Below are 12,877 nucleotides of genomic sequence, written 5' to 3' on the forward strand. Positions count from 1 at the left end.
CGGCGAAGAGGCCCCTCGATCCGCGCCGATTGTTCTCGGCGCTGATAATCGAACGGTCAACGTTTTAGGCCAGTTCGCAGACGGGTTTCGTATGTCTCGGCCGCCGGAACCAGAGACCCTCATCGATCTCGCGCAGGACAAAATCGCGGTGATCGACGAGACGGGTCGGTTCCGATACCTCAACGCGGCCACCCGCGACCTGCTCGGGTACGCGCCCGACGAACTCGTCGGCACGAACGCCTTCGACCTGGTCCATCCCGACGACGCCGACCGAGTCCTGGCGGCGTTCGAGCGCCTCGTCGTCGACGGCGAACGCCCGGACGCCCCGCTGGAGTACCGCTACGCGACCGCCGACGGCGACTGGGTGTGGTTCCGCACCCGCGTGTTCCTGCCCGCCGACACCGGACTCGACGGCTACGCGCTGAGCTCTCGCGACGTCACCCTCGAAATCGAGTCCAGGCGGCGCTTGGAGACCATCGCCTCGACCTCGCCGGACGTGCTGTGGATGTTCACCGCCGACTGGTCGGAGCTGCTGTTCGTCAACGGCGCGGCCGAGTCGGTGTTCGGGATCGACCCGGACACGCTCGAAACGCGGCCGCGAGCGTTCCTGGAGGCCGTCCATCCCGACGACCGGGAGGCCGTCGAGGACTCGATGGAACGGCTCTCCGCCGGCGAGCCGACGAACCTCGACTACCGGATCGGGTCGCGCGACGGCCCGACCAGCTGGGTCAGGGTGCCCGCCCGCCCGGTGATCGAGGACGGCGAGGTGGTCGCGGTCACGGGGTTCGCGCGCGACGTGACCAACGAGTACCGCCGCGAGCGACAGCTCACGGTGATGGACAACCTGCTCCGGCACACGATCCGCAACGACATGAACATCGTCGACGGCACCGCGGAGCGGATCGCCGAGCGGGTCGACGACGCCGTGCCGTCCGGCGACGGGGAGGCGGCCGACGTCGACCTCGCCGGCCTCGCCGCCGACCTGATCGACCACGCCGAGACGGTTCGCCGCGTCGCGGACGACCTGTTGACGACAGCGGAGAAGCAGCGCGGCGTGATCGACCTCCTGCGGCAACACGAGCCGCCGCAGCGGCTCCGGGTCGCCCCCCTCGTCGAGCGCGCGGTGGCGGACGCCGTGGGGGACCCGAGCGACTCGCCCGCCGACGTCTCCGTCACCTGTCCCGAGGACGCGCGGGCGTTCACGCACCCCGAACTCGACTACGCGATCGCCGAGCTGATCGAGAACGCGATCGAACACGCGGAGGGGACGGCGACGGTCGAGATCGAGGTCACGGCGCCCGGCGACCGCGTCGAGATCGCGGTCCGGGACGACGCGCCGCCGATCCCGGCGGCCGAGCGGGACCCCATCACCGACCGGTGGAAGATGGACGACCTCAGACACACCGGCGGGATGGGGCTGTGGCTCGTCTACTGGATCGCGGACCGCTCCGGCGGGGACCTCGCGTTCGACCCCGGCCCCGACGGCAACGAGGTGACGATCAGCGTCCCCGACGCCGACTGCGAGCCCTCCTTCTCGGTGGCGGAGCGGGGGCACCCGGCGGCCGCGCCGGTCAGCCCGTCGGCGGCCGGGATGGACCGCGGGTCGACGGCGCCGGTCTCCGGCTCCGAGGCGGTCTCCCAGTCCGACGGCGACGGTGGAGCCGTCGCCGCGTCCGCCGCGGACGGCGGGGTGGACGGGTCCGACGCGTCTCCCGAGGCGTCGCCGGGATCGACGGACGGCTGACCGAAACCCGATCGATCGTTCACCGTTGGATTCGATTTCGAAGAACCTCCCACCGATCTTAAGCCGGCGCTTCGCGTACTCCCGCGTTGATGGGTACGCTCAACGAGCTGTTCGACCCGGACCGGGTCGCCGTCGTCGGCGCCACCACCCGCGAGGGGGCCGTCGGCCGCGCCGTCACGTCGAATCTCCTCGACGACTTCGACGGCGACACGGTCCCCGTCAACCCGAACTACGACGAGGTGCTCGGCACGCCCTGCGTCGACGACGTCGCCGACGCGGACGCCGACGTGGCCGTGATCGTCGTGCCCCCCTCGATCGTCTTGGACGCCATCGAGGCGTGCGGCGAGGCGGGGGTCCGCAACGTCGTCGTGATCACCGCCGGGTTCGGCGAGACGGGAGAGGACGGAGCGGCGAGGGAGCGTCGCCTCGCGGAGCTAGCCGACGAGTACGACCTGAACCTCGTCGGCCCCAACAGCCTGGGGATCATGTCGACGCCCTCGGGGATGAACGCGACGTTCGGCCCCGAGAACGCGCTCCCCGGCGGGCTCTCCTTCATGAGCCAGTCCGGCGCGTTCGTCACCGCGGTCCTCGACTGGGCCAACGACAACGGGATCGGGTTCAAGGACGTGGTCTCGCTCGGCAACAAGGCGGTCTTAGACGAGACGGACTTCGTCGACCACTGGGGAGACGACGAGGAGACCGACGTGATCATCGGCTACCTGGAGGGGATCGAGGACGGCCGCGAGTTCATCGAGACCGCCCGCGAGACCACTCAGGACACCCCCATCGTCGCCGTGAAGTCCGGCCGGACGAGCGCGGGCGCGCAGGCGGCCTCCTCGCACACCGGCACCCTCGCCGGCTCCGACAAGGCGTACGAGGCCGGCCTCGACCAGGCGGGCGTCATCCGCGCCGAGTCGGTCGACGAGCTGTTCGACTCGGCGGGCATCCTGGGGAGCCAGCCGCTGCCCGACACCGACAGCGTCGCGGTCGTCACCAACGCCGGCGGCCCCGGCGTGATGGCGACCGACGCGGTGGGCGACGCCGACCTCGACATGGCGTCGTTCACCCGCGAGACCAGCGACGCGCTCGCGGCGTCGATGCCGGAGGAGGCGAACATCCACAACCCGGTCGACGTGATCGGCGACGCCGACGTCGAGCGGTTCCGCGAGGCGCTGGAGATCACCGTCGAGGACGACAACGTCGGCGCGGCCCTCGTGTTGGCCGCGCCGACGGCGACGATCGACTTCGGCGACCTCGCGGACGCGATCGAGGCCGTCAGCGAGGAGATGGACGCGCCCGTCGCGGCCTGCCTGATGGGCGGCGACCGGACCCGCGAGCCGAAACAGCAGCTCCAGGCGAAGGGGATCCCCTGCTACTTCGACCCCGCGCGCGCCATCGACAGCCTCGCGACGCTCGCGCGCTACCGCGACATCAAGGCCCGCGAGTACGCGCCGCCCATGGAGTTCGACGTCGACCGCGAGCGCGCTCGCGAGATCCTCGCCACGGTACGCGACCGCGACGACAACCGCCTGGGCGTCGAGGCGATGGACCTCCTCGACGCGTACGGCATCCCCACGCCCGACGGCGAGATCGTCGACTCGCCGGAGCGCGCCCGCGAGGTCGCCGAGCGCGTCGACGGCGACGTGGTGATGAAGATCGTCTCGCCGGACATCCTCCATAAGTCCGACATCGGCGGCGTCGCCGTCGGCGTCGCCGACGCGGACGTGGCCGACACCTACGAGGACCTCGTCACCCGCGCCCGCAACTACCAGCCGGACGCGACCGTCCTCGGCGTCCAGGTACAGGAGATGGTCGACTTAGACGACGGCGTCGAGACCATCGTCGGCATGAACCGCGACCCGCAGTTCGGCCCGCTGCTGATGTTCGGGCTCGGCGGCATCTTCGTGGAGGTGATGGAGGACACCACCTTCCGCGTCGCGCCCGTCTCCGAGCCCGAGGCCCGCGAGATGACCGAGGAGATCCAGTCGGCGCCGCTGCTGCGGGGCGCCCGCGGCCGCGACCCGGTCGACGTCGACGCCGTGATCGAGACGATCGGCCGGCTCTCGCAGCTGGTCACCGACTTCCCGGCCATCCTCGAACTCGACATCAACCCCCTCGTCGCACTGCCCGACGACGACGGCGGCACGAACGCCGCCGCCGTCGACGTGAGACTCACCGTCGACCCGGAGGCACTCGACCCCGAAGCCACCGACCCGGAGGCACCCACCGATGACTGACACACCCACCACACTCGTCACCGCGACCGGAGACAGCGCCGGAAAGACAGCGATCACCGTCGCCTTAGCGCGGCTCGCGGCCGACCGCGACCGCAGCGTCGGCTACATGAAACCGAAGGGCACGCGGCTCCAGTCGAACGTCGGCAAGACGCTCGACCAGGACCCCATGCTCGCCCGCGAGGTGCTCGGCTTGGACGCCGAGATGCACCAGATGGAGCCCGTCGTCTACTCGCCGACGTTCGTCGAGGGCGCGGTCCGCGGCACCGAGGACCCCGACGCCTTACGCGACCGGATCCGCGAGGAGTACGAGGGGATCGCCGCCGACAACGACCAGGTGTTCGTCGAGGGCGGCGGCAGCTGGACGACCGGCGGCGTCGTCGACCTCACCGACGTCGACGTCGCGGAGCTGCTCGACGCGCGGGTGGTGCTCGTCGCCGACTACGACTCGCCGAACGACCTCGACGAGGTGTTGGCGGCCGCCGACGCGTTCGGCGACCGCCTCGCCGGCGTCGTGTTCAACAAGGTGTCCGACGACGCCTTCGAGTCGCTCGACCAGGACGGGATCCCGTTCCTCGAATCGAGGGGGATCACGGTCTTCGGCGCGCTGCCGTACGAGAAGGAGCTCGCCGGCGTCACCGTCGGCGAGCTGGCCGACGAGCTGGGCGCCGAGCTGCTCACGGACGCGCCCACCGACGCGTTCGTCGAGCGCTTCCTCGTCGGCGCGATGGGCGGCGACGAGGCGCTGCGCTACTTCCGGCGCGCCCGCGACGCCGCGGTCATCACCGGCGGCGACCGCGCCGACGTCCAGACCGCGGCGCTCGACGCCTCCGGCGTCGCCTGCCTCGTCTTGACCGGCGGCCACCGCCCCTCGGGCGCGGTGCTGGGCAAGGCCGCGGACGCCGGCAAGCCCGTCCTCGCCGTGAACACCGACACGGTCACGGCCATCGACCGCGCCGAGGAGGTCGTCCGCGGCGGCCGCACGCGCGACGTCCGCACCGTCGACCGGATGGCGGAGCTGCTCGGCGACCACGTCGACGTCGACGCGCTGGTCTGAGCGGCGCGCGCCGGGCCTACGCGGCGAACCGGACCCCGGTGATCTCGAACCGCGCGCCGCCGGCCGCGCTTTCCGTGACGGTCACGTCCCAGCCGTGCGCGTCCGCGATCTCGCCGACGATCGCCAGCCCGAATCCGGTGTTGTCCGGCACCGTCGAGTACGCCGACTCGAACACTGCCTCCCGGTCGGCCGCGGCGATCCCGGGGCCGTCGTCCGCGACGTAGAACCCGTCCGCGAGGCGCCCGACCTCGACGGTCACCTCCGGACCGACGTGGTCGATGGCGTTCCGGATCAGGTTCTCGAGGAGCTGTTTCAGCCGCCCCCGGTCGGCCATCACCGCGCGATCGGCGTCGACGTTCAGCGTCGCGTCGCCGGTCTCGACGCCCGCCCAGCACCCCTCGACCACCTCCTCCAGGGGCACGGGCTCGGTCTCGGTGACGACCTTCCCCTCGCGCGCCAGCGACAGCAGGTCGTCGACGAGCGCCTGCCCGCGTTCGAGCGCCTGCTCGGCCTCGACGAGCTGGTCGCTGTCGCACTCGGACCGGGCCAGTTCGAGCCGCCCTTCGACCACGTTCAGCGGGTTCCGGAGGTCGTGGCTGACGACCCGCGCGAACTTCTCTAGGCGCTCGTTCTGTCGCTGGAGCTCCTCCTCGCGCTCCCGCCGCTCGGTGATGTCCCGCGCGATGTGGAGCCCGGCGACGACGTCGCCGTCCTCGCGGACCGGCGCCGTCCGTATCTCGAACACCCGGTCCTCGTAGGGCACCTCGACGCGCTCCGACGCTCCGGCCAGCGTCGCCTCGTGGACCGCCTCGATCGTCTCGATAAGCTCCTCGGAGAACCGCTCGACCTCGGAGACGCTGCGCCCCACGATGTCGTCGGGGTCGGTGTCGAGCGGGTCGAAGCCGCTCCCGGAGACGATCTGGTACCGGAACTCGCGGTCGACGTAGAAGACGCCGCCGTTCGGGAAGTTCTCCGCGAGCGTCCGGTACCGGGACTCGCTTTTCGCGAGCTCCTGCTCTCGCTGTTTCCGTTCGGTGATGTCGGTGATGAACCCCTCCAGGGCGTCCAGTTCGCCGTCGTCCGCGTACACGCCCCGCCCGCGCTCCCACATCCACCTCGTCTCGCCGTCCTCGGTGACGATGCGGTAGGTGACCTCGAAGGTGTCGCCCGCGGAAAGCTCCGCCTGAACGGTCGCCCACATCTCCTCTCTGTCGTCCGGGTGGAGGATGTCCTCGCCCCAGACGACCCCGTCGTCGCCCTCGATCGCGCCGGCGCTGTGCCCGGTGAGGTCCTCGACTTCGCCCCTGACGGTCTCCATCGGCCACCCCGGCTCGTTCCGACACCGGTACACCATCCCCGGCAGGTTGCTGATGAGCGTCTCCAACCGCCGCGTCCGTTCCGCCGCGATGCGCCGCGACCGGTGCGCCTCGACGGCGTTCAGGATCCGGTTGGCGAGCAGCGCGTACTGATCGGCGCTTCCGGACTTCTGGATGTAGTCGGTGACGCCGGCCGAGATCGCGTCGCTGGCGACCTCCTCGCTCCCCTTGCCGGTGTGGAGGATGAACGGGAGGTCGGGGTGGTCGTCGCGGACGGTCTCCAGGAACTCGATCCCGTTCTGTCCCGGCATGTCGTAATCGGAGATCACGCAGTCGAACGACTCGTCGGCCAGCCTGGCCGACCCCTCGGTCCCGCTGGACACGATCTCGACCTCGAACCGGTCGTCCTCGCGTCTGAGAAAGGTCGCGGCCATCTCTGCGAACTCCGGCTCGTCGTCGACGTACAGGACGCGGATCGAGTCGGTTATCGGCTCCATCTGTGCCACCAATTGACGAACAATCACGTCTGGAACTGATAAATCCGGTGGCGACGCTCGCATCTCGCGCCTCCGGTCGCCGACGCCGGCCGTCTCTCCGGCTTTCGCCTCTCGCCCCACGCTTGAGCCCGACCGTTGGCCCGACAGCGCGGTGCGTTCACGAGCGGTCGCCGCCGTCGGACGGCGCGCGCTCGCCCGCCCCGCGGGTGATCGTCTGACGTACTGTTTTCACGGTGGACGACGTACCCCGCCCATGACCAGTCTCTCGGAGGCGTACGGTGGACGGGGGCGCTCCGGGGTCGACCCGCGTCGGCTGTACCTCGGTGTGGGGTCGTTCGTCGCGGGCGCGCTGCTCGTCGTCGCGGGGATCCTCGTGGCGGCCGAGGTGGCGATGCCGTCGGGGTTCTCGTCGGGAACCGCCAGGGAGGTCGGCGGGATCCTCGGCGGCGTCGGCGTCCCGCTCGTGTTGCTCGGCGTGATGGCCGTCCTCCCGGCCGACCGCAACACCTACGCCGCGGCGGCGGTCGGCGCGGCCGTCATGTGTCTCGGCGTGGCCCTGTTCGCCCACGCGTACCCCCAGCAGTGGGTCGGCGGGCCGCGCCCGGAGCTGACCGACCTCACCCTCCCGACCGCGGGCGTCTACTTCCTCGGCGCCGCGACGACGCTGTGGAGCGTGTTCGTCGGCGTCGCCAACTTCAAGACCCGCAACGACCCCGGCGGCACCGTCTCGATGGAGGTGACCCACAAGGGGGAGACGAAGGTGGTCGAGGTCCCCCGCGACCAGCTGAACGGCCCCGGCGGCGTCGGCCTCCTCGGCGGCACCCCCGACGGCGAGGTCGAGACGCAGACGAACCGCCCCGACGACGCGGACCGACCGGCACGCGGCGCGTCCCGCCCGGCCGATCGAGACCCCGCCGGCGCGGCGGCCGGCACCGGAGCGACGAACGGATCGGGTGCGACGAACGGATCGGGTGCGACGGCCGCCCCCGGGGCGTCCGACCGCTCCGGCGGTCGGTCGAACGGCCGCTCCGCCGCGGGCGACCGGTCGAACGGCACGGGACCGTCCGGGGCGGGCCGGTCGGGGACTGGCGGCGCCCCCACCCCCGGCTCGGCGGGCGTGAGCGACGGCGGCAGCGCCGAGACCGACATCAGCTCCCCGCTCGACGGCCCGGGCTCGGAGGGACCGGCCTCGCCGTCGACCCCCTCGCCCGGCTCCCCCGCCGCGCGCGACGGGCCGGGAGACGCCTACTGCGGCAACTGCGAGAAGTTCGACTACGTCCGGACCGAGGACGGGATGCGCCCCTACTGCGCGCACCACGACGAGCTGATGGACGACATGGAGGCGTGCGACTCCTGGACGCCGCGGTAGGCGACGGACGCCTGCTTTCTCCCCGCCTCACACCGGCTCCGCGGACGGGATGCGCCCCTACTGCGCGCACTACGACGAGCTGATGGACGACATGGAGGCGTGCGACTCCTGGACGCCGCGGTAGGCGACGGACGCCTGCTTTCTCCCCGCCTCACACCGGCTCCGCGGACGGGAGCTGCGACTCCGCGACCGCGAACGCGAGCGTGCTCAACACGCCGATGAGCGTCCCCGCCGCGAGCGCCAACGCCAGCTCCGAGAGGCCGAGCGCCGTCACGCCCGGCGCGTCCGGGAGGAAGAACCCGGAGACCGCAAACAGCACGACGGCGATTGAGGCCACGTAGAAGGGGGCGTTGAGGTAGCGCCACCGGAACCGACCGGCGAGGTACTCGTCGGTGATCTGGCCGAGGCTGGAGGTGACGCCCGCGACGCCGAGCCACTGGACGAACCCGTGGACGAACGCCGCGAGGGCGGTGCCGGCGGCGAGCGGGCTCCCCAGCGCGGTCCGGACCGTGTCGACGGTGTCGACCCCCTGAACGCCGCCGACGACGATCAGCGCGAGCGCGACGACGTAGGTGACGAGCGTCACGCGGCCGGTGTACAACACGTTGCGGACGCTCTCGGCGGCGCCGTCGACGCTCTCTTCGAGCCCCAGCCCGCGGAACAGCGAGTAGAGGCCGACGGCGCCGGAGAGGATCCCCAGCACGGCCGCGCCGGCGACGTCGAAGAGGTTCGCGACGACGACGAGCGGGTAGATGAGGAGGAGCACGCCCAGCGGGATGAGGATCGTCCCGCGCGTCTCCGGGTCCGCGAGGACCTGCTTGATCGTGTAGTACAGCGACTCGAGGTCCTGCGCCTGGCGGACGACGACGCGGCGCATCCCGTCGATCGGCATCCGCGACCGGATCACGGGGAGGACGGACTCGTCTTGGGCGCCGTCGGTGATCACGACGGCCGACACCTCCTCGCCGGTCGACAGCTCGGCGAGGACACGGTCGACCTCTTGGCCGACGGCGCGGTTCGCCTTCACGTCGGGGCCGTCGACGCCGGTGACGGCCGCGACCTCGACGGCCTCGCCCTCCGCGGCGAGCTCGTCGTGGACGTTGACGCCCTGGAAGAGGACGTTCACGTCGGAGTCCTCCGGGTCGGCGGTCGCGAGCGCGACCGCGGCCTCCGTGACGTCCTCGTCGCCGATGACGGGGCTGGGGATCCCCGTCTTGCGGCCGAGGTCGTCGTCGAGGTCGACGCAGAGGACGAGCAGCATCGGTCGAGGCTACGCGGGGGGACGGCATATGTTTTCGGCTCGGCTCGCTCGCGTCGAACCCGGCGACCGCGTCGGCCCGCGCGGCCGATGCGCGCGGCCGCGTTTGTGCGCGTCGCCCCGCGCCGCCGCGCCCGTCAGTTCTCTTCGTTCGGCTCGTGTTCGATCCCGTTCATCATCCGGCGGACGTTCTCGCCGTCGCTGAACGCGCTCGGGTACGCCGCGAGCGGGAGGACGAAGTCGCTGCCGACGCCGACCGGCTCGCCGATGTGGAGCTCCAGCTCGGTGGTCACGCCCGTGCCCTCGATCTCCGCGTCGGCCGTGTACACGACGACCCCGGCGTCCGAGCCGAGGACCTCGGTCGAGTACTCCGAGCCGCGTTCGAGGTCGCCGACGCCCTCGAAGCGGCTCAGGATGAGCTCGGCGCGCTCGCGGGTGCTGAACTCCGCGATCGGGTTCAGCGCCTCGCCGAGCACCTCGATCTGCGGCGTCGTCACCGCGGCGAAGACGGCGGCCTGGTAGCGCTCGCCGAACAGCTCGACGGCCTTGTCGTACTCGGCCACCGTGTTCGTCACGCGGACCTCGCGGGTCTGCCCGGCCGCCTCGACCTCCCGAGAGAGGGTCTCCTCCGAGACCTCGTTGAGCTCGTACCCGCTCTCCGAGAGCGTGGCGTCGGCGACCGTGGCCGTGCCGGCCGCGAACTCCGCCGGCCCCTCGCCGGTGGCCACCTCGAACGCGGTACAGCCGGCGAGGCTCGCGAGGCCGACCGCCCCGCCCGCCGCGAGCGCCCGGCGACGGGTGACGGCGTCGCTCGCGTCGCTGTTCTCGGCGTCGTGCTCGGCGGTCGGGTCTCGGTTCATGGCCGTCACTGACGGCGGCGGGGGTACATACTTTGTGTTCGAGCGGGTCGGACCGCCGCCCGCTCGCTCCGTCACGTCGCCGTGACAACCGCTCTCGCCCGACTCCGCGCTTCGCACGCTTTTTCACGTCGCGGCCGGTAGAGGGGGGTAGATGATCTCCAAGGGCTGTGAACAGTGCGCCAAGGGCGGGAAGATGGTGCTTTTCGTCTACGGGTACTGCGACCAGCGGGACTGCTTCTACTGCCCCCTCGGAGAGAACCGGAAGAACGTCACCGACGTGTACGCCAACGAGCGGAAAGTCGAGTCGGACGAGGACGTGATCGAGGAGGCAAAGCGCATGAGCGCGCTCGGCACCTCGATCACCGGCGGCGAGCCGCAGGAGGCGATGGCGAAGACGACCCGGTACCTCGAACTCCTGAAAGACGAGTTCGGCGAGGACCACCACACCCACCTCTACACCGGGATCACCGGCGGCCGCGAGAACATGCGTCGCCTCTCGGAGGCGGGCCTCGACGAGATCCGCTTCCACCCGCCGCTGGAGATGTGGGGCGACATGCACGGCACCGAGTGGGAGGAGATCCTCCACATCGCCCGCGAGGAGGGGCTCACGCCCGCCTTCGAGATCCCCGGCATCCGCGCGGAACCGGAGTTCCTGGAGTTCTTAGACGAGGGCGCCGCGGACTTTTGTAACATCAACGAGTTCGAGATGTCCGACGGGAACTACCGCCGGATGCAAGAGGAGGGGTTCGAGCTCCAGGAGGGCCACATGTCCGCCGTCGAGGGGTCGAAGGACGACGCCATCCTCGAGGAGATGGCGAGCCACGAGAAGGTGTACTTCTGTACGTCGGTGTTTAAAGACGCCGCCCAGCACCGGAACCGCCTCAAGCGGATGGCGCGGAACATCCGCCGGGAGTTCGACGAGGTGACCGACGACGGGACCCTGGTCTACGGGAAGGCATTCGCCGACCCCGAGCGGTTCGAGGCGCTCGGCGTTCCCGAGGAGTTCTACACGGTGAAGTCGAACCACGTCGAGGTGGCGTGGTGGTTGCTCGAAGAAATGGTCGAGGACGGCGACTTAGACGAGGGCGAGATCGTCGAGCAGTACCCGACCGTCGACGGGACGGTCGTCGAGCGCACCCCGGTCGCCTGAGCGAGGCGCGGTTCGGTTCTCCTGACGAAGATTCCCGGTGCTTACCCGCAGGAACGGCGGTGGCGCGCGCCTGCGAGGCCGCGCTGCGGCCGAGCAGCGCGCGCGAGGGAGTCAGTCGCCGAGCGGAGCGACGGCGACTGACGAGGCTGGGGAGGCGTGAGGCCGCGGTGCTGTGCGGTGAGGGGCGGGACTCGAAGGGGCAGTCGGGAGGACGAAGCACGGCGCAGTAAGCACCGCAGGAACGAGCGGAGCGAGTAACGAGGAGCACAGCAAGCCGCGCGAGTCCTCCCGGCTGGGGCTTTGACGGTGTTCTCCATCGAGTAGTGGTCCCATATCTCGTCCGCGTCGTGCCACCTACTATCACAATTATAAGTGATAAACACGTACGGTCGCGTATGGCCTCCGAAGAACCCGTATTCGCCGACGTGAGCATCGGACAGGCGGTGTACAACGAGGACGGAGAGCGGCTCGGCTCGATCCGCGGGGTCGACGACGACGGCTTCTACGTCGCGTCGCCGTCGGGCACGGACACGCTGACGCTCACCGACGCGCGCGACGTGTTCGGCACCGCGTACGTCATGTGGCGCTGTTGGGAGTGCGGCGAGATGGGCGAGATCGGCGACCAGCTCCCCGCGAACTGCCCGAACTGCGACGCGCCCCGCGAGGAGCTGTACTACTGGGCCGAGGACTGAGCGGACGGCCGTGGGAAGCGACCTCGTTTCCCTGTCATCTACTTATAATTGATTGACCTCGTAGACAGTGCTGACACCCTCGAAGCCCCAGCCGCTCGGCTATATGTGTCTGTTTATAAGTCGATAATCGGTATCAACGCCTCCGAAGCCCCAGTCGCGAGGGCGCCGCACACTCGCTGCGCTCCTCGGTCGCTCACTCCGTTCGCTCCCTGCGGTGCTTACGTCGTCTGCGGCGCCCTCGCGACTGCCCCTTCGAGTCCCGCCCCGCACAGCACCGCGGCCTCACGCCTCCCCAGCCTCGTCGCTGGCCCTCCGCTTCGCTCCGGGCCACCGACTCCCTCGCGCGTGCTGCTCGGCCGCAAGGCGACCTCGCAGGCACGCGCCGACCGTTTCGGCCGCTCACGAGCTCTCCTCTTCCTCCTCAAGCTTGTCCCCATCGTCGCCCACCTGCTCGCGGAGGCGCTCGACCTCCGCCTCCAGTTCGGCGATCCGGTCGGCGTCCGCACCTCCGTCGTCGGAGCGCGTCGTGAGGTACACCACCGCGCCCGCGACGAGGACGAGCGGCACGCCGAAGAGGAGCACGGCGATGATCATGATGATTACCAGCTCCGGACCGCCGGGGACGCCGCCGAACGCGGGGACGAGAGAGACCATGTGCCGTCCACTCGACGGCGCGACTAAAGCGATCGGGGCGAGGGGT

Annotated in this window: 10 protein-coding genes; 6 read left to right on the forward strand and 4 right to left on the reverse strand. The window is 70.7% G+C overall.

The annotated features are described in order from the left end of the window. Positions 1 to 91 precede the first annotated feature (91 nt). The 3 genes from DVK05_RS00265 (at position 92) to DVK05_RS00275 (ending at position 5,035) form a co-directional block, all read left to right on the forward strand. Positions 92 to 1,744 (forward strand): PAS domain S-box protein, encoded by a 1,653-nt coding sequence (locus DVK05_RS00265; RefSeq protein WP_121561465.1) that lies wholly within the window; start codon positions 92 to 94, stop codon positions 1,742 to 1,744. 89 nt (positions 1,745 to 1,833) lie between these two features. Next, complete coding sequence (locus DVK05_RS00270; RefSeq protein WP_121561466.1) at positions 1,834 to 3,981, forward strand: acetate--CoA ligase family protein; 2,148 nt, start codon at positions 1,834 to 1,836, stop codon at positions 3,979 to 3,981. Next, the gene (locus DVK05_RS00275; RefSeq protein WP_121561467.1) at positions 3,974 to 5,035 is read left to right on the forward strand and encodes a phosphotransacetylase family protein; all 1,062 of its coding nucleotides are present in this window, start codon (positions 3,974 to 3,976) and stop codon (positions 5,033 to 5,035) included. Before DVK05_RS00270 ends, DVK05_RS00275 begins: the two co-directional genes overlap by 8 nt. Before the next feature lie 16 nt (positions 5,036 to 5,051). Here DVK05_RS00275 and DVK05_RS00280 read toward each other — a convergent pair whose 3' ends face one another. Beyond that, on the reverse strand, positions 5,052 to 6,848 hold the full coding sequence (locus DVK05_RS00280; RefSeq protein ID WP_158598842.1) for a response regulator: 1,797 nt from the start codon (positions 6,846 to 6,848) through the stop codon (positions 5,052 to 5,054). A gap of 253 nt (positions 6,849 to 7,101) precedes the next feature. On the opposite strand from DVK05_RS00280, the gene DVK05_RS00285 reads away from it, so the two are divergent. Continuing rightward, positions 7,102 to 8,217, forward strand: a complete 1,116-nt coding sequence (locus tag DVK05_RS00285) for a hypothetical protein (RefSeq protein WP_121561469.1) — start codon at positions 7,102 to 7,104, stop codon at positions 8,215 to 8,217. Positions 8,218 to 8,368: 151 nt separating this feature from the next. Here DVK05_RS00285 and DVK05_RS00290 read toward each other — a convergent pair whose 3' ends face one another. Next, entirely contained in the window at positions 8,369 to 9,478 is a 1,110-nt protein-coding gene (locus DVK05_RS00290) for a DUF373 family protein (RefSeq protein ID WP_121561470.1), read from the reverse strand. Positions 9,479 to 9,612: 134 nt separating this feature from the next. Then, positions 9,613 to 10,335: a DUF6517 family protein gene (locus DVK05_RS00295; protein ID WP_121561471.1), complete on the reverse strand. Its 723-nt coding sequence runs from the start codon at positions 10,333 to 10,335 to the stop codon at positions 9,613 to 9,615. A 151-nt stretch (positions 10,336 to 10,486) separates the two neighbouring features. Here DVK05_RS00295 and DVK05_RS00300 point away from each other — a divergent pair, with 151 nt between their 5' ends. Together DVK05_RS00300 and DVK05_RS00305 are read left to right on the forward strand one after the other, a co-directional pair. Further along, positions 10,487 to 11,485 (forward strand): radical SAM protein, encoded by a 999-nt coding sequence (locus tag DVK05_RS00300; protein ID WP_121561472.1) that lies wholly within the window; start codon positions 10,487 to 10,489, stop codon positions 11,483 to 11,485. 395 nt (positions 11,486 to 11,880) lie between these two features. Further along, positions 11,881 to 12,177, forward strand: a complete 297-nt coding sequence (locus DVK05_RS00305) for a hypothetical protein (protein WP_121561473.1) — start codon at positions 11,881 to 11,883, stop codon at positions 12,175 to 12,177. A 399-nt stretch (positions 12,178 to 12,576) separates the two neighbouring features. Here DVK05_RS00305 and DVK05_RS00310 read toward each other — a convergent pair whose 3' ends face one another. Further along, the gene (locus DVK05_RS00310; protein WP_121561474.1) at positions 12,577 to 12,831 is read right to left on the reverse strand and encodes a preprotein translocase subunit TatA; all 255 of its coding nucleotides are present in this window, start codon (positions 12,829 to 12,831) and stop codon (positions 12,577 to 12,579) included. Positions 12,832 to 12,877 lie beyond the last annotated feature (46 nt).

The sequence above is a fragment of the Halorubrum sp. Atlit-8R genome (genome assembly GCF_003666025.1).
Classification (GTDB): domain Archaea; phylum Halobacteriota; class Halobacteria; order Halobacteriales; family Haloferacaceae; genus Halorubrum; species Halorubrum salinarum.

Coding starts and splice junctions, on each gene's coding strand:
- DVK05_RS00300 (WP_121561472.1), top strand. CDS start 10,487: ATGATCTCCAAGGGCTGTGAACAGTGCGCCAAGGGCGGGAAGATGGTG.
- DVK05_RS00280 (WP_158598842.1), bottom strand. CDS start 6,848: ATGGAGCCGATAACCGACTCGATCCGCGTCCTGTACGTCGACGACGAG.
- DVK05_RS00270 (WP_121561466.1), top strand. CDS start 1,834: ATGGGTACGCTCAACGAGCTGTTCGACCCGGACCGGGTCGCCGTCGTC.
- DVK05_RS00265 (WP_121561465.1), top strand. CDS start 92: ATGTCTCGGCCGCCGGAACCAGAGACCCTCATCGATCTCGCGCAGGAC.
- DVK05_RS00310 (WP_121561474.1), bottom strand. CDS start 12,831: ATGGTCTCTCTCGTCCCCGCGTTCGGCGGCGTCCCCGGCGGTCCGGAG.
- DVK05_RS00290 (WP_121561470.1), bottom strand. CDS start 9,478: ATGCTGCTCGTCCTCTGCGTCGACCTCGACGACGACCTCGGCCGCAAG.
- DVK05_RS00295 (WP_121561471.1), bottom strand. CDS start 10,335: ATGAACCGAGACCCGACCGCCGAGCACGACGCCGAGAACAGCGACGCG.
- DVK05_RS00285 (WP_121561469.1), top strand. CDS start 7,102: ATGACCAGTCTCTCGGAGGCGTACGGTGGACGGGGGCGCTCCGGGGTC.
- DVK05_RS00305 (WP_121561473.1), top strand. CDS start 11,881: ATGGCCTCCGAAGAACCCGTATTCGCCGACGTGAGCATCGGACAGGCG.
- DVK05_RS00275 (WP_121561467.1), top strand. CDS start 3,974: ATGACTGACACACCCACCACACTCGTCACCGCGACCGGAGACAGCGCC.